Origin of the sequence: Streptomyces sp. NBC_00234 (assembly GCF_036195325.1) — a bacterium.
Lineage (GTDB): Bacteria > Actinomycetota > Actinomycetes > Streptomycetales > Streptomycetaceae > Streptomyces.
The window spans coordinates 1712831-1730958 of sequence record NZ_CP108101.1; the positions used below are offsets into that span (position 1 = coordinate 1712831).

An 18128-nucleotide genomic window follows, 5' to 3' on the forward strand; every position below is an offset into this window, starting at 1 on the left:
CCCCTTTTTAGGTCATACGCCCGATATGTTCATCGTACGCCAGTTCGAATACCTTAACCCCGTCGGAGCCTGATCCACCCCGGCCGAATTTGTTCGAACACTCGTACGATAACCCGGGCAGGGGCATCCGCCGGTCCGCCCGCACCCCGCCTCAGCCATTCGGCCCCGTCCCACCTGCGCAAACACCGGGCCGCCCGGACCGTAGGGGCATGACTTTCGTCGACGAGGTGAAGAACGCCGTCACTCCACGGGCCGCACTGCTCGTCCTCGGTGTGCTCGCGCTGCAACTGCTGTTCATCGCGTCCTACGTGGGGGCGCTGCACAAGCCCAAGCCGACGGACGTCCCCTTCGCCGTTGTCGCTCCCCCGCAGATCTCGGAGCAGCTCGTCACCCGGCTCGACTCGCTCCCCGGCGGCCCGCTGGACCCGCGCACGGTCGACGACGCGGCCGAGGCCCGCGAGCAGATCATGAACCGCGAGATCGACGGCGCCCTGATCGTCGACCCCGCCGGCACCACCGACACCGTGCTCGTCGCCTCCGGCGGCGGCACCGTCCTGGCCGACTCCCTCACGAAGATCATCGAGCAGGCCGACAGGACCCAGCGCCGCTCGGTCAGGACCGTCGACGTCGCACCGGCCTCCCCCGAGGACTTCGACGGGCTCTCGTCCTTCTACCTGGTCGTGGGCTGGTGCGTCGGCGGCTACCTCTGCGCCTCGATCCTGGCGATCAGCGCGGGCACCAAACCCGCCAACCGGCAGCGCGCGCTGATCAGGACCGCCACCATGGCGCTGTACTCGATCGCGGGCGGAATCGGCGGCGCGGTCATCATCGGGCCGATCCTCGGCGCACTGCCGGGCAGCGTGTGGGCGCTCTGGGGCCTGGGGGCACTCGTCGTCTTCGCGGTCGGCATGACCACGCTCGCCCTGCAGGCCCTCACCGGCATCATCGGCATCGGCCTGGCCGTCCTGATCATCGTGATCGCGGGCAACCCGAGCGCGGGCGGCGCCTTCCCGCTGCCGATGCTGCCGGACTTCTGGCGGGCGATCGGGCCGGCGCTGCCGCCGGGAGCGGGCACCTGGGTGGCCCGCTCGATCGCCTACTTCAAGGGCAACGCGGTCACCGGACCGCTGCTGGTGCTCTCCGCCTGGGCGGTGGCGGGCACGGTCCTCACCCTGCTCCTGTCCATGCGGCACAGGCCGGACGACGCCACCGGCACGGCAGCCGCGGACACGGCGCCCGCAGGTGCGGCGCCCGGCGGCCCGACCGCCGCCTGAAGCGGCCGTACGCGGACCCGCGGGCAGCCGGGGCCGGACGGTGTCACGCGGTCACACCGTCATCGGCCGGGCTGCCCGGCGCCGGCACCCGGCCCCGTACCGCGGACAGTTCCGTGACCTCCGCGCGCAGCGCCCGCACCTCCGCGGTGAGCGCGATGATGGCCTCGGTCTGCAGCCGGTCCGTGGCGCTTTCGCTCTCGAAGCGGGAGATGAACCAGGCCGCGATGTTCGCCGTGACCACACCCAGCAGCGCGATGCCCGACAGCATCAGGCCGACCGCGAGCATGCGGCCCAGACCGGTGGTCGGGGCGAAGTCGCCGTAGCCGACGGTCGTCATCGTGGTGAAGGACCACCACACCGCGTCGCCGAGGGACTTGATGGTGCCGTCCGGCGAGTCCCGTTCGACCTCCAGCACCGCGAGCGAGCCGAACATCAGCAGACCCACGCACGACCCCGCGACATACGTGGTCAGCTGCACCTGCGAGGCCATCCTGGCCCGCTGCCCGGCCAGCAGCAGCGTGGACACCAGCCGGAGCAGCCGCAGCGGCTGCACCATCGGCAGCAGGACCGCGATCAGGGCCAGCGGATGACGGCGTACGAACTGCAGGCGGTCGGGCGCGAGCACCAGCCGCACGGCGTAGTCGACGGCGAACGCACCCCACACCACCCACTCCACGCCCCGGCACAGCCGCAGCGCCGCCCGGCCGGCGTCGGGTACCACGACGGGCACGGCGTACGCGACGGCGAAAAGGAGGGCCAGGACCAGGAGCGGCCACTGGGTACGCCTCTCCCAGCGCTGCTCGGCCCCCGTTCCGTCCCCGGATTCCGCCGCCGTCGATTCCGTGCTTTTCATGGAGTCATCGTAGAGAGCGGGAGCCGGCCGGAAATCCGAGCGCGCAGCCGCCGTGCCGGACGGTGGTGGACAGCCCCTCGGACCGGCCGGTCCTGTGGCCGCCGCCCGACGCGCGGCCCAATTCCTGATGACCGGTCGACGCAACAGCTAGGCATGACAGGTACATGGCGTCATTCTGGAGCTGCCCCGTGCGACCCACGAGGCGCACGGTCGCCATAACTCCCTTTCATCCCACGGAGGTTGCTCATGCGTCGCCGCTTCGCCGTATCCCTTGCCGCTGTCGCCCTGTCGCTCCCGCTCGCCCTGCTGCCTGCCGCCTCCGCTTCGGCCGCCCCCGCGGACAAGCCCCAGGTCCTGAGCTCCTGGACCCAGACGAGCCTCTCCAGCTACAACGCCTGGAACAGCGCCCGCAACAACCAGGGCGCCTGGTCCGCGTACGGTTTCGACTGGTCGACGGACTACTGCAGCACCTCCCCCGACAACCCGTTCGGCTTCCCCTTCCAGACGGCCTGCGCCCGCCACGACTTCGGCTACCGCAACTACAAGGCCGCCGGCACCTTCTCCGCCAACAAGTCCCGCATCGACTCCGCGTTCTACTCGGACCTCAAACGCGTGTGTGCCGCCTACTCCGGCGCGACGCTCACCGCGTGCAACAGCACGGCGTGGACCTACTACCACGCCGTGGACATCTTCGGCGTGGCACCGGCGAAGGCGGACTCCGGCAGAACGGCCCTGGCCGCCTGACCACCGGGCTCCGGCCGCCGGGCACAGGCGGACGGGCCCGCTCGCCCCACACCGGGTGGGGCGAGCGGGCCCGTCGTCGGACCGGTCAGCCGATCTCGGCCCCGAACGCCGCCAGCGCCTCCGGCACCGGCTGGAAGAACGTCTCGCCGCCCGAGGAGCAGTCGCCGCTGCCGCCCGAGGTCAGACCGATCGCGGTGTCGCCCGAGAAGAGCGAGCCGCCGCTGTCGCCCGGCTCGGCGCAGACCGTCGTCTGGATGAGCCCGTTGACGATGTCGCCGTTGCCGTAGTTGACCGTGGCGTCCAGCGCGGTGACCTCACCGTCGTGCACCTGGGTGGTGGAACCGCTCCGGGTCACGGCCATGCCGACCGTCGCCTCGCCCGCCTTGGTGATCGGCTGCGTGGAACCGTTGTAGAGGTCGACCTCGCTGGGGTGCGCCACGTCGGAGGTGTACTTGACCAGACCGTAGTCGTTGTCCGGGAAGCTGGAGCCCTCGTTCGCCCCGATCTCCGCGCCGCCCTGGGTGTCGGACCAGCTGGTGATCGACTCGGTGCAGTGTCCCGCGGTCAGGAAGTACGGCTCGCCGCCCTTGACCACGTTGAAGCCGAGCGAGCAGCGCCCGCCCCCGCCCCAGATCGCGTCGCCGCCCGCGATGAGCGGCTTGAACTCCCCTGCCGACCGGTTCAGTTCGGCCGTTCCGCCGAGCTTCTCGACCACGGCGGCGAGCTTGTCCCAGGCCGCGCCCTTCACCGTGCGGTCGGCGGTGACGACCACCTTGTTGCTGACCGGGTCGACGGCCCAGGACGTGCCGGGGATGGTGGCGCGGTCGGTGAGGGCCTGCCGGGCCGACTTCAGCTCCGCGGCCGAGTTCTGTACGAGTCTGGCCTTGCCGCCCGCCCGGCGCACCTGCTCGGCGGCGGCCTGGTCCACGACGTTCACGACCAGGCTCTTCGCCTCGGCGTCGTAGTAGGCGCCGGCCGTGTCGCCGCCCAGAGTCCTGTCCAGGGTGGTGGCGAGCTTTCCGGCCGCACCGGCCGTCAGCGTCCGTGCGGTCAACTGGGGTACATCTTCACTGGCGTTCGCAGTCTGGAAGGTGACTCCCGCTGCAACCAGGGCGACGACGGCCGATCCGGCCACCACCGCACGCTTCCTGGATATGCGTCGATGCTTCAACTTCGACCTCCTGTGGGGCCGCGCAGGGGCAAGTGGGGTGCCTCTACACGGAGGATGGGGCGCCCACTATTCCGACGCACGGAAACGCACACAAGGTCGACTTCAGGACGCACACACGACAGCGACGCTTCACTCCCGTTCCGTTCACTTACCGGGAGTCGGGCCACGTCGATTCCGATTGCGAACACCTGCTGCGATCGAAGGTCGGCAGCGGGTGAGGACTAGTCCTGTCCGGTATTGGCCCCTGAGATCAGTCGACGGGAGCGCTGCCCTGCATCCGGGCGCCCTTCATGCAGTCCAGGATCCGCTCATGACTGTCCCCCACCACGTCGACGACCCGCACCCGCAGATACAGCGCGTCGACCCGCTCGATGAAGCGCTTCGAGAAGACCCCCACGAGGACCGTGTCGTAGCTCCCGGCGCCCACCAGAGGGAATCCGGCGCCGAAGCTGACGAGCCGGAAGTCCTCCGTGACGACGAATCCCGCCGCCTCCAGTTCGCTCACCACCTCGGAGACCTCGGTCCACCGGGTGTCGGCGGGCGTGTCCGCCCCGGCCAGGACCAGTCGGCAGTCCAGGCTCTCGATCACCGCTATGTGCTGGCCTCCGTTGAGCATCCCCACCCGCCACGCCGAGGCGTCCCCGCAGCCCCTTGGCCCAGGCGGCCCGCCAGCCCAGGTAGGGCCTGACCGTGCGCGCGTACTGCGCCCGGGCCAGGACCGCGCCCGCGGCGACCGCCAGCAGGCTCCCCAGCGCCTGCATGTCGAGCAGTTGGAGGCGCCACGGCCAGTCACCCCGGGCGTCGCCGGCCACATTGGCCCGGATGGTCTCCCACAGCAGCACCGCGATGAGCACGCAGAGCAGGACCAGGGGGGTCAGGAACAACAGCGGGCTCCGGCGTACGCGCCGCTGATCGTCGCCCGGAGGGACCTGGTCACCGCTGCCTTCTGCGCCACTCATCCGCTCTCCCCCCGCCGGACGGCGGGCACCGGAAGGCGAACTCACGGCAACTCGCCTGTCACTCAGTACAGTTGAACAACTTTCCCATACGGCGGCACAACGCAGAAGAGCCCGCCCCCGACAACGGCGCCCGAGCGGCCCGAACGTGGTGTGCGCCATTGCAGTGTCAGGTCGCGCGACTTTACCCTCATGTCCCCGGCAGGCAGTTGAGGGCGTTCGCTCACAACCCCGGCGTCATTGGCCACTGCTCCGGACAGCACGGAATCAGCCATTCCATTCGCAGAGTGACCACTGAAACCGCATAGCGGGGGTGAGCATGACGGCGATTCCCGGACCGCTGCAGAGCATGGTCTTCAGGAACGCGGATCTTCCGGCGCTCTTCCACCACACGGACGCCATCGCCATCGCACGCCAGCGGGAGGCCGTGAACACCACCCGCGGCCAGCTGGTCCTGCTGGTCCTGGGCGCCGTACCGGCAGCGCTGCCCTGGCACTGGGACACCGGCGGCTCCCTCCGGCTCAGCGGCCTCGTAGCCGTACTCGCCTATCTCGGCGTTCTCGTGACGACGTTCGTGGCCTCGCGCCGCAAAGCGAAGTCGCACTGGCAGCTGAATCGCTCGGCGGCCGAGTTCATCAAATCGATGTGCTGGCGCTATGCCGTGCACGGCTCGCCTTTCGAATCCGCTACGCAGCACCCGGAAGCGGTGTTCGCCAACCGGCTCGAAGAAGGACTGCAGGAACTGCGAAAAGTCGGCTGGACCGACCCCAGGGAGCAGTTGGCGGATTCCGGCGGGCTCATTACGGAATCGATGCGCGCGTTACGGGACAAGGCGTTCACCGTACGCAAGGAGACCTATGTACGCGACCGGCTGATCGAACAGCGCGGCTGGTACCGCAGACGGCAGGAGATCTCCCGGACGGGCACCACGGTCTGGTCGGTCACCATCGCCGCGCTCACCGCGCTGGCCCTGCTCTTCGCCCTGCTCCAGACCTTCGGGGCCGCCCGTTCCCTCGCCCTGCCGGGGGTTCTCTCCGCCGCGGCAGCCGCCTGTCTGGCATGGAACGAGATGCGCCGGCACCATCCGCTGATCTCCGCCCACTCCCTCGTGGAGAAGGATCTGGAGTCGATGCAGATCGCGATGGAGACCACCCTCACCGAGCGGCAGTGGCCGGTCGCCGTCTTCGAGACCGAGCGGATCGTCTCTCCCCAGCACACCGACTGGCTTGCCAGGCACCAGATGTGACGCGCACTCAGGCCCGTCGCACGCCCTCGTGCCAGATCACGGTGACCGGCAGTCCGAGACCGCGGGCGTACGTCACGATGTCGCCCGTGCCGCCGAGGCCGCGGGCCGGGAGGCCGTCCCACACAGCGAGCAGCCGGTCGCAGTGTTCGGCGATGTAGACACCCGCCGCGTAGTACGCCTCGTCCGTGGAGTGCGGAAAGTCCAGCACCACCTCACGGGTCGCCCGCTCCTTGAGCGTCCGGTAGCCGGCGAGTTCCGCGTCGTCGGCGAAGCACGCCTCGTAGTCCCCGCTGGGGATCACCACGGTGAGCTGCGCCCCGCGGGCGAGCGCGAGATCCGCGAAGAGCTGGTCCGCACCGGCCGCCAGACTGGAGAGAGCCTCCACGGACCCGTCGAGAGTGCCGAGCACCGCCCGCAGCCCCTCCAGCACCTGCTCGTACGCTTCCTGGGGAATGGTGCGGTGACCGGTCACTCCGATGCGTTTCACGGACCTGGAACCCCCTGGGTGGGTGTCTGGCTGCGGCCGACCGCCCTGACATCCTCTCAAAAGCCGCGGGCGAACGAGAGCCCCCGCCCGGACATCCGGGCAGGGGCTCGTCGTCGGAGAACGTGCACTCACTCCATCAGTAGACGCTGACGCCGTACGCGCTCAGCGCTTCGGTGACCGGCTGGAAGAACGTCGTACCGCCGGACGAGCAGTTGCCGCTGCCGCCGGAGGTGAGACCGATCGCCCTCGTACCCGAGTAGAGGGGACCGCCGGAGTCGCCGGGCTCGGCGCACACATTGGTGCGGATCATGCCGTAGACGATGTCCCCGCCGCCGTAGTTGACGGTGGCGTTGAGGCCGGTGACGGACCCGCTGTGGGTGCCGGTGGTGGAACCGCGGCGGGTGACGGACATTCCGACCGTGGCGTTGGCCGCACTGGTGATGTCCTGGCTGCCCACGGTGCCCGACTTGGTGACCGTGGTGTTGGTGTAGCGCACGATGCCGTAGTCGTTGGTCGGGAAGCTGGACCCCGAGGTGGTGCCCAGGGTGGTGGTGTGCGCGGAGTTCGACCACCAGGTGCCGGCGCCGTCGGTGCAGTGACCGGCGGTCAGGAAGTAGTAGGTGGTGCCGCTGCGTACGTTGAAGCCGAGTGAGCAGCGCCAGCTGGAGGCGTAGATCGCGTCTCCGCCGGAGATCAGCTTGCTGAAGGTGCCCGGGGTGCGCTCGATCCGCAGGGCTCCCGCGCCGCTCCCGGCGGAGTCCTTGATCTTCTTGATCTCCGCCTGCGAGACCGTGCTGTCCACGGTGACGACGACGCTCTTGGTGGCCGGATCGATGTTCCAGGCGGTGCCCGCCACATCGGCGTCGAGCACGGCATCGCTCGCCGCGCTGAGCTGGTTGGCGCTGAACGTCGAGGTGGTGTCGGCGTTGGCGGACGGGACGGCGAGAGCGGCGACGGCGACGAGGCCGACCGAGACGGCCAGGGCCCTGCTGCGTCTCGCTGTGCCACTGAGGGGGATGGTGCGCTTGATCCTCACTTTTCGTTCCTCCCGAGGGGGATCGGGGGTCCTGCCTGTGGGGTGGCCGGACCCGTGAGGCGCAGTCGGTGGGACGTCCGTATGCCGGATGTGTTGTCACTCCGGACACTCCGTGCCCCCGACAAGCGCTGTTCGGGAGTATTCGGCGCACACAACCAGCCGCGCAAGGGCGCGATTCGGCCGCCGCGGGGCGGGCGCGCGACGGCCCCGGCAGCGCGCGCGCTGCCGGGGCCGGGCGGCTGTGTCCACCGTCCCTCGTGACCGGTGGGACGGCTCAGGCGTCGATCCGGTTCCGCTCACCTGCCGGGACGGCGACGGCGAGGGTGTTGCCGGGCGGCGGGAAGGGGCAGATGAAGTGGTCGGCGAAGGCGCAGGGCGGCAGCAGCGCGCGGTTGAAATCGACGGTCACGCTGCCGTCCGCGGCCGGCGCCGCGGGCCGCAGGAACCGGAAACGGTAGCTGCTGCTTCCGCTGGTCGCGTCGGCGAAGACCGCCCAGAGCGAGCCGTCGGATTCGACCGCCACCTGGAGCGTGTGCGCGGCCCCGTCCACCTCGAAGACGATCTCCCCGCCGAGCCCCAGACCCCGTTCGCGCCCGTCGGCGTTCTCGACCCGGATCGTGCGGTCGGCCGTGTACGGGCGGAAGGTGCCGGGCAGCGCCCAGCCCGCGTCGTACGGGGTGGCGTCGATGGTCCGGAACGACTGCCGGGCCTCGGACCCCGGGTCGAAGTCCCGTACCGCCCACAGCCCTTCACGGCTCAGCACGACCAGGCGGCGTCCGCCGTGCGTCACCCGGGCCTCGTCGATCGGCCCGCGGTCGGCCGCGAGCCTGATCTCGCCGGTCAGCGGCTTGCCGTCGACGCTCAGACCGTCCTCGGGGGCTGCCGTGAGCAGCACACTGTCGCCGTCTTCCCGCCACTGCCCCGGGACGGCCGGAATTCGACCCTCCGGGTAGTCGGAGAGCCAGTGGGTGCCGGTCAGGGACAGCGGACCGTACGGTGCCGCGACCGCGACGATGCGCCCCTCGTGCCAGCTCTGCCAGTCCTGCTGTTCGTCCGTGCTCATGGGATCAACCTTTCCACACCGGCTCGGCCAGGCCGAGGTGCGACCGCAGCGTGGTACCGGTGTACTCGGAGCGGAAGACTCCACGCTCCCGGAGCAGCGGCACGACCCTGTCGACGAAGTCGTCGAGACCGCCCGGGGTGAGATGGGGTACGAGGATGAATCCGTCGGCCGCGTCGGCGGCGACGAACTCGGCGAGGCCCGCCGCGACGGTGTCCGGTGAGCCGATGAACGACTGCCGGGCGGTCGTCTCGATCACGGTCTGCCGGATCGAGAGCCCCTTGGCCTCGGACAGGGCCCGCCATTTCGCGGCGACCGCGAGGGGGTCGCCGACCCTGACCCGGCCCTGGACGAGCGTGGATTCGGGGTCCGGGTCGGTCGCGGGGAGCGGTCCGTCGGGATCGTACGAGGAGAGGTCGCGGCCCCAGACCTGCTCCAGGGCGAGGATGGCGTTCTGCGGGGAGACCTGGAGGCGGCGGATCTCGTCGGCGTTCTGCTGGGCCTCCGCGTCCGTGTCTCCGAGGACGAAACTGACGCCGGGCATGATCTTCAGGTCCTCGGGCCTGCGACCGTACGCCGCCAGCCGTCCCTTGACGTCCGCGTAGAAGGCGCGGCCCGCGTCCAGCGTGCCGTGCCGGGTGAAGATGACGTCGGCGGCGGACGCGGCGAACTCCCGGCCTTCGGCGGAGTCCCCTGCCTGGATCACCACAGGGTGCCCCTGGGGAGCGCGGGGGACGGTGAACTCCCCCGCGATACCGAAGTGCTCCCCGCTGTGCGTCACCGGTCGGGAGATCCCGTCCGGCGTCCAGGAGTCCCACAACTCCCGTGCCGTGGATACGAATTCGGCGGCCCGGGTGTACCGGTCGGCCCGGTCGAGGAAGCCCCCGCGCCGGAAGTTCTCCCCGGTGAAGGCGTCGGAGGAGGTGACCACGTTCCAGGCCGCCCGGCCGCCGCTGAGGTGGTCGAGGGAGGCGAGCCGGCGCGCCAGTTCGTACGGTTCGTTGAAGGTGGCGTTGACCGTGGCGGCGAGACCGAGCCGGTCGGTGACGGCGGCGAGGGCGTTCAGTACGGTGAGGGATTCGGGCCTGCCGACCACGTCGAGGTCGTGGATCAGACCGTTGTGCTCGCGCAGCCTGAGCCCCTCGGCGAGGAAGAAGAAGTCGAAGGTGCCGCGTTCCGCGGTCCTGGCCAGGTGCACGAAGGAGGAGAAGTCGATCTGGCTCCCCGAGCGCGGGTCGGCCCAGACGGTGGTGTTGTTGACGCCCGGGAAGTGGGCCGCCAGATGCATCTGCTTCGGGGCGCTCATGCCTCCTCCCCCGTCCGTGCCAGGGCGTAACGGCTGGCCGGACGGGCCAGTCCGAGGTGTTCGCGGAGGGTGCCCCCCGGATGGAAGGTGCGGAAGAGACTGCGGTGCTGGAGCAGGGCCACGGTGCCGTTGACGATCCTTTCGAGGTCACGCCCGGGTGCGATGGGAGTGAGGTGGAAGCCGTCCACGGCTCCGCCCCGGTGCCACCGGGTGATGAGTTCGGCGAGGTCCACCGGGCCGCCCCGGTAGTAGGAACCGCCTCCGGCGAGCTGCGGTCCGCTGCTGAGACCCGGTTCCGGCGCCGACTCGGCGTCCCCCAGGTCGACGGTGAGCGCCACCAGGACCCGCAGGGTGTCGGGGTCCCGGCCGTGTGCGGCGGCCCGCCGGCGTACGTCGTCACGGATCGCGGCGGCCCGCTCGGGCGTGGTGGCGCGCGCGTACACGACGTCGGCGTGGCGGGCCGCCGTTTCGCGGGCCGGGCCGCTCGTGCCGTCGATGACGGTGACGGGCCGGCCCTGGGGCGGCCTGGGCACGATGGCCGGGCCGCGGACCGAGAAGGTGCGGCCCTCGAAGTCGACGGGGTGCAGCTTGTCCCGGTCGACGAACCGCCCCGTGGCGACGTCCCGGATCTCGGCGTCGTCCTCCCAGCTGTCCCACAGCCGGGCGGAGACGTCGGCGACCTCGCCCGCCTCCTGCCAGAGCTCGGTGACGGGTGCGGCGGGGCGCCGGCCGAACAGCCGGGCTTCGGCCCCGGTCGTGGACACCTCGGCGTTCCAACCGGCCCGGCCCCCGCTCACCCAGTCGAGGGTGGCCACGGCGGACGAGACGTGGAAGGGCTCGGTGTGGGTGGTCGTGACGGTCGGCACGAGGCCGATCCGGTCGGTGTCCGGAGCGATCCGGGAGAGCACGGCGAGCGCGTCGAGCCCGGGGCGGGTGAAGGAGTCGCCGAGGGTGACGAAGTCGAGCGCGCCCTGTTCGGCGAGCCGGGCGAGCGCGAGGTAGTGGCCGGCGTAGTAGTGGGGAGGGCCACCGATCTCGGCGGCCAGATGAAGCGGTCTGCTGGCGGACATGGGGGACCTCTCGGATCAGTTCTCGGTCTTGGGGAGGCCGGGCGGGTTGATCTCCGACGCGTCGACGGCCTCGCTGGACAGGCCCCAGCGCTTCAGCACCTCGGCGTACGAACCGTCCTGGACGATGTGGTCGATCGCGGCGGCGTAGGCGGCGACCAGTCCGCTGCCCTTCTTCGTGGTGGCGGCGATCTTCCCCTGAACCCCGTCACCGCCCCCGGACAGCGTGCCCACGATCTCGGACTGACCGGCCGAGGCCACGTGGTAGTTGGCCGAGGGGCTCGGGCCCAGATAGCCGTCGATCCGGCCGGACTGGAGGGCCAGGTAGTAGTCGGTGTCCTTCTGGAAGTACTTGATCTCCACCGGCTTCCGGCCGGCCTCGACGTTCTGTTCGCTCCAGTCGAGGAGGATCTTCTCCTGGTTGGTGCCGGAGGAGACGGCGATCGTCTTCCCCGCCACGTCCGCGGCCGACTTCACCTTCCAGCCGGAGCCCTTCCTGGCCTCGAAGGCGATGTTGTCGAGGCGGTAGGTCGCGAAGTCGTACTTCTCCTTGCGCTCCTCGGTGACGGTGACGTTCGAGAGGACGGCGTCGAACTTGGAGCTGTCGAGGCCGACGAAGAGGTTCTCCCAGGAGACCTCGTCGAACTCCGGCTTCAGACCGAGCGTGTCCGCGATCAGGGTCGCTATGTCGATCTCGGAGCCGATCCGGGTTCTGTCGTCGGTGGCGTAGAAGCCGAGGGGCGGGGACGCGTCCGCGCTCGCGCCCAGCCGCAGCGTGCCGCGTGCGCGGATCGCTTCCGGCACCTTGGCGGCGATGGCCTCGTCCTTCTCGCCCCGGATCCGGTTCTGGTCGGGGCCGATGTTGATCCCGGCGCCCTTCTGCCCTTTCGGCTTGACCTCCTCGGCGACGTCGCTCGCGCCGCAGGCCGTGAGCAGCCCGGCGGCGGCGAGGGTGGCGAGTGCGGCGACGAGGGTGTGGCGGCGGACGGACACGTACGTACTCCTTGGGTGGGGGAACTGCGGGATCACGGGTCAGAGGACCTTGGAGAGGAAGGCGCGGGTGCGCTCCTGGACGGGGCGATCGAGCACCTCGGCGGGCGTGCCCTGCTCGACGATCCGTCCCTCGTCCATGAACACAACGGTGTCGGCGACCTCGCGGGCGAAGCCGATCTCGTGCGTGACGACGATCATCGTGGTGCCCTGGTGCGCCAGGTCCTTGATGACGTCGAGGACTTCGCCGACCAGTTCGGGGTCGAGTGCCGAGGTCGGCTCGTCGAAGAGCAGCAGCTTCGGTTCGAGGGCCAGGGCACGGGCGATGGCGACGCGTTGCTGCTGTCCGCCGGAGAGCTGTCTGGGGTACGCCCCCGACTTGTCCGCGAGGCCGACCCGGGCGAGGAGCTTCTCCGCGGCGGCGACGGCCTCCTTCCGGGGGCGGCGCAGCGCGGCGACGGGTGCCTCGATGATGTTCTCCAGAACCGTGAGGTGCGGGAAGAGGTTGAAGTTCTGGAAGACGAAGCCGATCCGGGTGCGCTGGCGCAGGACCTCCCGCTCGCGGAGTTCGTACAGCTTGTTGCCGTCCCTGCGGTAGCCGATCAGGGTGCCGTCGACGCTGATCCAGCCCTGGTCGACCTTCTCCAGGTGGTTGATGGTGCGCAGGAGGGTGGACTTGCCGGAGCCGGAGGGGCCGAGGACGACGGTCACCTCCCCCGCGCGTACGGAGAGGTCGATGCCGCGCAGGACTTCGAGGGTGCCGAAGCTCTTGTGCACGGACCGGACTTCGACCATGGCGTCCGGGACTTCGGTGGTGCTGGTGCTCATCGCACGGCCCCCTTGGCGTAGTGACGTTCGACGTAGTGCTGGAGGACGGAGAGCACGGTGGTCAGGAGGATGTACCAGACCGTCGCGACCATGAGCAGGGGCACGACCCTGCCGTTGCGTCCGTAGACGACCTGGACCTGGTAGAAGAGTTCGCCGATCGCCATCACGGAGACGATCGAGGTGCCCTTGAAGAGGGACACGATCTCGTTGGCGGCGTTCGGCAGGATGGAGCGCATCGCCTGCGGCAGCACGATCCGCCGCAGCTGCCGCAGCCGGGGAATCCCGAGAGCGGCCGCGGCCTCCGACTGGCCGCTGTCCACGGCGAGTACACCGCCGCGGACGATCTCCGCCGCGTACGCCGCCTGGTGCAGCGCCAGGCCGAGTACGGCCGCGCTCATGGCGCCCACCAGGTTCATCGTGTCGAAGGAGAAGAAGCCCGGCCCGAAGGGGATGCCGAACCGCAGCTCCTTGTAGAGGTAGGCGAGGTTGAACCAGAACAGCAGCTGGACGATGAGCGGGATCGAGCGGAAGGCCCAGATGTACGCGTAGGACACCGCCCGCAGGAACGGGCTGGCCGACAGCCGCATGAAGGCCAGGACGATGCCGAGCGCGAAGCCGAGCACGGTCCCGTAGAAGGTCAGCTGCAGGGTGACCCAGACGGCTCGGAGGATGGTCTCGGTGGTGAAGAACCGGGCGAAGACGTCCCATTCCCAGCCGGGGTTGGTGACGAGACCGTGCAGGAACTGGGCGAGCAGCACCGCGGTCGCCGCGACGGCGGCCCAGCGCCAGGGGTGGCGCACCGGGACGACGGTGAGCTTCCCGAGGTCCTCCGCGGATGCGGCCGGGGACGGGCCGGTCGCTTTGTCGATGGATGGATCAGTGGATGGGTCGATCGGCTGGTCGATCGGTGGATCGCTGGTGAGCGGCATGCAGGTTCCTTTGGCGACTTGTGTACGAGGAGGGGCCGCGGATCAGGTACTCGGGCAGCCGCGACAGGACAGGTCGCGCAGGAACGCCAGCACGGTCCGGGCGGTGGCGTCGTTCTGCCCGAAGGCAGGACCGCCGGTCCGGGGCCGGGTGAACGCCCCGCTGGAACGTGCCGTGGTGTTCGGCCCCAGGGCGAAGCGGCGCGGGTGCGGGCGGCCGTCGCGGTCCAGGATCCGGCCGTCGGCCGGGTCGACGGAGAGCAGCCCCGTATCCGTGGCGGCGGCCCCGTCCTCGTACAGCCCGCGCAGCAGGCGGCTGCGGGTGTGCTGGAGGGAGGGGTCGGGCAGCCGGGCCTCGACCAGGGCCCTGGCCTCGATCCGCTCGCCCGGCACCGTGGCGCTGCCGGCCCGGAAGACGCCCCGTTCCTCGTCGGTCCCGACGGTGACCGAGGCACCGAGGAAACGGACGACACCCGCCCGGGAGAGGGCGAGGAGCTGGCGCAGCCGGGGGCCGGGCGGGCCGGAGGCGAGGTAGCTGAAGTAGCCGTGCCACCAGGTGCCGAGGTCACCGAGCCTGATCAGTTGCCCGTAGACGGAGAGAAGTCCGAGGAAGACGGCGAGATCGGGGCTGTGACCGGGGTCGTGGCGGCGTTCCAGGTCGGCGGTGATGTAGGCGCGGAGCCCGTCCTGGAAGGTGTCGTACGAGGTGTGGCGCACCCCGTCCAGCGGGTGGTCGAGGGCCGTGAGGCCGAGCCGGTCGGCGGGGTCGGGCACGGCGGCGGAGACCAGGGCGTCCAGCTCGGGGCTGCCGGGCTCCGAGGCGTCGTACTTCTCCTCGAAGACGGCCCAGTCGACGGCGGTGCGCCCGGGATGGGCGGCGAACAGCCGGTGGTAGTGGACGTGGCCGAGCTCCTTCTCGATGAGCGGCCACACCTCGCGCCGGAAGTCGAGCGGGCCGGTCCTGCGCAGGAGCTCCTCGGCCTGCTCGGGGCCGAAGTAGCGGGGCGCCGGGGGTGGTTCGCCCTCCCAGCCGTAGCCGATCTTGGAGTGGTACGGCACACCGCGCCGCGATCCGACGTGCAGCACGGGCTCACGGCCGGAGGGCACGTAGACACCGTTCTCGTACCGGCCGCCGCGTCCCTCGGTGAGCAGCACCATCAGATCGATGAAGGCGAGGCCGAAGCCGCGGACGATGACCGGTTCGCCCGCGGGCAGGGCGGAGAGGTCGCTGTCGGCGGTGAAGTCCGGTGGCAGATGGACCAGTCCGTGCCGTGCGGCGAAGGCCGTCAACTCCTGTTGTCCGGGCTCGGGTTCGGCGTCGAGATGGCCGAGGGTGAGGACGACGAGGTCGGCGAGCAGGGGCTCGGTGCGGCCTTCCAGCCAGACCCGCTGGCGCCCGGTGTCCGGGCCGGTGACGCGCAGGGCGTGACCGCGGTGTTCGTGCACGGTGATGCCCGGCGGGAGTGCGGCGAGGGCCTGTTCGTACACCCAGCGCAGATAGGCGCTCTGCAGCCGGCGGCTGGGAAAGTCCTGGCCGCCGAGCTCCCTGATCTCCTCCAGGATCCCGGGTTCCGTGTCGATGGTGACGCGCCCCTCGCGGACGTCCGCCGCCCAGGTGTGCAGCGCGGGCCCGGGGCGTACGGGGCCGTCCAGCCGCACCGTGTCGTCGGTGAACATGGTGACGTCCTCGGCCATGGAGTTCATCCGCAGCAGCGGGGACTGGTCCTGCCGCCATATCCGGCCGCCGCCCGGCGGGTACGGGTCGACGAGGTGGATGTCGAGGCGCTGGTTCCCGTACAGCTCACCGGCGTTGGCGGCGATGCGCTCGATGACGCCGGTGCCGCGGGGCCCTGCGCCGATGACGACGAGGGTGGGCACGGCGCTCATCGGGTGCCTGCCGTGCCGCGTGCGTAGTGCCGCTCGATGTAGTGCTGGCCGATGCTGAGAAGGGAGGTGACGGCGACGTACCAGAGGGTGGCGACGAGTAGCAGCGGGATGACCTGGTAGGTGCGGTGATAGACCAGCTGCACCGAGTAGAGCAGGTCCTGCACTGCGATGATGCTGACGATCGAGGTGCCCTTGAGCGTGCCGATCAGCATGTTCCCCGCGGGCGGCACGATGGATCGCATCGCCTGCGGCAGCACGATCCGGCGGAGCCGGCGCCACGGTCCGAGGCCGAGCGACTGGGCGGCCTCCAGCTGGCCGCGCTCGACGGAGAGGATGCCGCCGCGGACCACTTCGGCGGCGTACGCGGCTTCGTGCAGGGTCAGTCCGATGACGGCGACGGTGACGGGGCCGAGGAGGTTCACGGTGCTGACGCCCAGGATCTGCGGGTACAGCGCGCCTATGTTGAACCAGAAGAGCAGCTGGACCAGGATCGGCGTGGAGCGGAACAGCCAGACGTACCCCCAACTGACCGCTTTCAGAACGTGGTTGGTGGAGAGCCTGAGCACGGCGAGGACGGTCCCGAGAGCGAAGCCGAGGACCATGACGAGCGCGGTGAGCCACAGGGTGAGGCCGAGTCCGCGCAGGACCGAATCGGTGGTGAAGTAGGCACCGACGACCTCCCACTGGAAGGCGTCGTTGCGGACGACGGAACTCAGCGCGAGGGCGAGAAGGACCAGGACGGCAACGGCCGCCGTCCACTGCCCTGTTCGGCGAACCGGGACGATCCGCAGGACAGGAGTGCCGTCGTGCTTGCCGAGTGAGGTGAGGGACGCGGGAGCGGGGGAATGAAGGGTTTCCGGCTGCGCGGACATGCGAAGGCTCCGTGGATGCAGAGATCGAACACGGGACGTGCCTTCACAGTGGCGCAGCACAACGTGGACCGGGCCCCTCAGCGCCGGTCCGCCTCCGAGACAACCGCTGCACGCGGCCCGTTGTCAAGCTTGTCCACACTGTGAGTCGTACGTCTCGGATCAGTTGACGCACAAACGGATGCCTGCTCCACTTGGGCCATGCATGCGCAGCAGTGGCTGGTCACCCGCTCCCACATCGACTTCGGTCGCGTGTGGTCCTCTTCCTGTTGAGCTGACGCCCTGCGCCACCGCATGTCCCGCTCGCGCCCCTCTTCGCGCCCGAGCGCTTCTCCCCGCGTGCCTTCACGTACACAACGCCGCGTCACCCTCCCCTCGCACAGCTGATCTCCCGCCCCGTGCCCTCGTGCCGCCCGTGCACCGGAGCACGGCCGGCGACCTCGACGACCCTGGAGACGCACCGCCATGCCCCGAACCCGGCACACCGCCGCCTTCGCCCTGATCACCGTCGTCGCACTCACGCTCACCGCGTGCGGATCGGGGGATCCGGCGTCGGCGCCGGCCGGTGGCGCCGGACCGGCCGCCGCGGGCAAGGGGACGATCCCGACGACGGACGTGGTCTCGGCGGTGAAGAAGGACGAGGCCGCCGCGAAGCTGCTGCCGGCGGATGTCCGCGCCTCCGGCTCCCTCTCCCTCGCCTCCAGCGTCGGCACTCCCCCCGGGGCCTTCTACCTGGAGAACGGCAAGACCCTGGCCGGCGCCGACATCGACTTCGCGGACGCGGTGGCCAGGGCGCTCGGAGTGGAGCTGAAGCGCGAAGTCGCGTCCTTCGACGCGATCCTGCCGGCGCTCGGCAGCGGGAAGTACGACGTGGGCACGGGGAACTTCGGGGTCACCGACGAGCGCCGGAAGACCATCGACTTCGTGACGTACATCAACGACGGCCAGGGCTTCGCGGTCCGGGACGACAGCAAGCTGACGAAGGTCACCGACCTCGTCCAGCTCTGCGGCCTGACCGTGGCCACGGGTGCCGGAACCACCTTCGAGGTCACGCTGGAGGAGAACCGGCACCGGTGCGCCGAGGCGGGGAAGAAGCCGTACGAGGTGACGACGTACGCCGACCAGGCCGCCATCTGGATCTCACTCCAGCAGGGCCGGAGCGATGTGGTGATGTCGACGATCAACGGCCTGCGCTACGCCGTGACACAGCAGGAGGGGCTGCGCTTCCTCAACGAGTTCAAGCGGCTCGACGTCGGGTTCGCCTTCAAGAAGGGCACCCCGCTGGCGCCCGCCTTCCGGGCCGCGGTCAACAGCATCAAGGCGGACGGCACCTACGACCGCATCCTGAAGAAGTGGGGCACCACCGGGTCGGCGATCGAGACCTCGCGGATCTCGCCGCCCGAGCTCAAGTGACGGTCCCCGGCCGGA

Annotated in this window: 17 protein-coding genes; 4 read left to right on the forward strand and 13 right to left on the reverse strand. The window is 70.3% G+C overall.

The window, feature by feature from the left end; translation table 11 throughout:
* The first annotated feature begins 209 nt into the window (after positions 1–209).
* Complete coding sequence (locus tag OG230_RS07385; RefSeq protein ID WP_328909322.1) at positions 210–1274, forward strand: DUF3533 domain-containing protein; 1065 nt, start codon at positions 210–212, stop codon at positions 1272–1274.
* 43 nt (positions 1275–1317) lie between these two features.
* Here the strand turns inward: OG230_RS07385 and OG230_RS07390 are convergent, their stop codons facing one another.
* The gene (locus OG230_RS07390) at positions 1318–2127 is read right to left on the reverse strand and encodes a potassium channel family protein (RefSeq protein WP_328909323.1); all 810 of its coding nucleotides are present in this window, start codon (positions 2125–2127) and stop codon (positions 1318–1320) included.
* Positions 2128–2373: 246 nt separating this feature from the next.
* Between OG230_RS07390 and OG230_RS07395 the strand changes: the two genes are divergently transcribed.
* Positions 2374–2871 (forward strand): phospholipase, encoded by a 498-nt coding sequence (locus OG230_RS07395; protein WP_328909324.1) that lies wholly within the window; start codon positions 2374–2376, stop codon positions 2869–2871.
* Between the two features lie 85 nt (positions 2872–2956).
* On the opposite strand, the gene OG230_RS07400 is transcribed toward OG230_RS07395, so the two are convergent.
* Together OG230_RS07400 and OG230_RS07405 are read right to left on the reverse strand one after the other, a co-directional pair.
* Complete coding sequence (locus tag OG230_RS07400) at positions 2957–4042, reverse strand: S1 family peptidase (protein ID WP_328909325.1); 1086 nt, start codon at positions 4040–4042, stop codon at positions 2957–2959.
* A gap of 250 nt (positions 4043–4292) precedes the next feature.
* Positions 4293–4658: a hypothetical protein gene (locus OG230_RS07405; RefSeq protein ID WP_328909326.1), complete on the reverse strand. Its 366-nt coding sequence runs from the start codon at positions 4656–4658 to the stop codon at positions 4293–4295.
* Positions 4659–5317: 659 nt separating this feature from the next.
* On the opposite strand from OG230_RS07405, the gene OG230_RS07410 reads away from it, so the two are divergent.
* A complete protein-coding gene (locus tag OG230_RS07410; RefSeq protein ID WP_328909327.1) occupies positions 5318–6244 on the forward strand; it encodes a DUF4231 domain-containing protein in 927 nt (308 codons plus the stop codon).
* A 7-nt stretch (positions 6245–6251) separates the two neighbouring features.
* Here OG230_RS07410 and OG230_RS07415 read toward each other — a convergent pair whose 3' ends face one another.
* The 10 genes from OG230_RS07415 to OG230_RS07460 all read right to left on the reverse strand — a co-directional run bounded on the left by OG230_RS07415 (position 6252) and on the right by OG230_RS07460 (position 16703).
* Positions 6252–6731, reverse strand: coding sequence for a hypothetical protein (locus tag OG230_RS07415; protein WP_328909328.1), 480 nt, complete (start codon positions 6729–6731; stop codon positions 6252–6254).
* 136 nt (positions 6732–6867) lie between these two features.
* Positions 6868–7767: a S1 family peptidase gene (locus tag OG230_RS07420; protein WP_328909329.1), complete on the reverse strand. Its 900-nt coding sequence runs from the start codon at positions 7765–7767 to the stop codon at positions 6868–6870.
* Between the two features lie 274 nt (positions 7768–8041).
* Positions 8042–8830, reverse strand: coding sequence for a DUF1684 domain-containing protein (locus tag OG230_RS07425; RefSeq protein ID WP_328909330.1), 789 nt, complete (start codon positions 8828–8830; stop codon positions 8042–8044).
* A gap of 4 nt (positions 8831–8834) precedes the next feature.
* Complete coding sequence (locus OG230_RS07430) at positions 8835–10133, reverse strand: NtaA/DmoA family FMN-dependent monooxygenase (RefSeq protein ID WP_328909331.1); 1299 nt, start codon at positions 10131–10133, stop codon at positions 8835–8837.
* A complete protein-coding gene (locus OG230_RS07435; RefSeq protein ID WP_328909332.1) occupies positions 10130–11203 on the reverse strand; it encodes an LLM class flavin-dependent oxidoreductase in 1074 nt (357 codons plus the stop codon). The genes OG230_RS07430 and OG230_RS07435 overlap by 4 nt, the downstream gene beginning before the upstream one ends.
* A 15-nt stretch (positions 11204–11218) precedes the next feature.
* Positions 11219–12193 (reverse strand): ABC transporter substrate-binding protein, encoded by a 975-nt coding sequence (locus tag OG230_RS07440; RefSeq protein WP_328909333.1) that lies wholly within the window; start codon positions 12191–12193, stop codon positions 11219–11221.
* Positions 12194–12232: 39 nt separating this feature from the next.
* Positions 12233–12985 carry an amino acid ABC transporter ATP-binding protein gene (locus OG230_RS07445; protein ID WP_328911333.1) on the reverse strand — a complete coding sequence of 251 codons (753 nt, stop codon included), beginning with the start codon at positions 12983–12985 and terminating at the stop codon, positions 12233–12235.
* A gap of 29 nt (positions 12986–13014) precedes the next feature.
* Positions 13015–13947 (reverse strand): amino acid ABC transporter permease, encoded by a 933-nt coding sequence (locus tag OG230_RS07450; RefSeq protein ID WP_328909334.1) that lies wholly within the window; start codon positions 13945–13947, stop codon positions 13015–13017.
* A gap of 42 nt (positions 13948–13989) precedes the next feature.
* Positions 13990–15831, reverse strand: coding sequence for an FAD/NAD(P)-binding protein (locus tag OG230_RS07455; RefSeq protein WP_328909335.1), 1842 nt, complete (start codon positions 15829–15831; stop codon positions 13990–13992).
* The gene (locus OG230_RS07460; RefSeq protein ID WP_328909336.1) at positions 15828–16703 is read right to left on the reverse strand and encodes an amino acid ABC transporter permease; all 876 of its coding nucleotides are present in this window, start codon (positions 16701–16703) and stop codon (positions 15828–15830) included. Before OG230_RS07460 ends, OG230_RS07455 begins: the two co-directional genes overlap by 4 nt.
* A gap of 462 nt (positions 16704–17165) precedes the next feature.
* Between OG230_RS07460 and OG230_RS07465 the strand changes: the two genes are divergently transcribed.
* Positions 17166–18113, forward strand: a complete 948-nt coding sequence (locus OG230_RS07465; protein WP_328909337.1) for an ABC transporter substrate-binding protein — start codon at positions 17166–17168, stop codon at positions 18111–18113.
* The last annotated feature ends 15 nt before the right edge of the window (positions 18114–18128 follow it).

Excerpts from the sequence above, each read along its gene's own strand:
- OG230_RS07385 (WP_328909322.1), top strand. The coding sequence starts at position 210 with ATGACTTTCGTCGACGAGGTGAAGAACGCCGTCACTCCACGGGCCGCA.
- OG230_RS07390 (WP_328909323.1), bottom strand. The coding sequence starts at position 2,127 with ATGAAAAGCACGGAATCGACGGCGGCGGAATCCGGGGACGGAACGGGG.
- OG230_RS07395 (WP_328909324.1), top strand. The coding sequence starts at position 2,374 with ATGCGTCGCCGCTTCGCCGTATCCCTTGCCGCTGTCGCCCTGTCGCTC.
- OG230_RS07405 (WP_328909326.1), bottom strand. The coding sequence starts at position 4,658 with ATGCTCAACGGAGGCCAGCACATAGCGGTGATCGAGAGCCTGGACTGC.
- OG230_RS07410 (WP_328909327.1), top strand. The coding sequence starts at position 5,318 with ATGACGGCGATTCCCGGACCGCTGCAGAGCATGGTCTTCAGGAACGCG.
- OG230_RS07425 (WP_328909330.1), bottom strand. The coding sequence starts at position 8,830 with ATGAGCACGGACGAACAGCAGGACTGGCAGAGCTGGCACGAGGGGCGC.
- OG230_RS07430 (WP_328909331.1), bottom strand. The coding sequence starts at position 10,133 with ATGAGCGCCCCGAAGCAGATGCATCTGGCGGCCCACTTCCCGGGCGTC.
- OG230_RS07435 (WP_328909332.1), bottom strand. The coding sequence starts at position 11,203 with ATGTCCGCCAGCAGACCGCTTCATCTGGCCGCCGAGATCGGTGGCCCT.
- OG230_RS07445 (WP_328911333.1), bottom strand. The coding sequence starts at position 12,985 with ATGGTCGAAGTCCGGTCCGTGCACAAGAGCTTCGGCACCCTCGAAGTC.
- OG230_RS07450 (WP_328909334.1), bottom strand. The coding sequence starts at position 13,947 with ATGCCGCTCACCAGCGATCCACCGATCGACCAGCCGATCGACCCATCC.
- OG230_RS07455 (WP_328909335.1), bottom strand. The coding sequence starts at position 15,831 with ATGAGCGCCGTGCCCACCCTCGTCGTCATCGGCGCAGGGCCCCGCGGC.
- OG230_RS07460 (WP_328909336.1), bottom strand. The coding sequence starts at position 16,703 with ATGTCCGCGCAGCCGGAAACCCTTCATTCCCCCGCTCCCGCGTCCCTC.
- OG230_RS07465 (WP_328909337.1), top strand. The coding sequence starts at position 17,166 with ATGCCCCGAACCCGGCACACCGCCGCCTTCGCCCTGATCACCGTCGTC.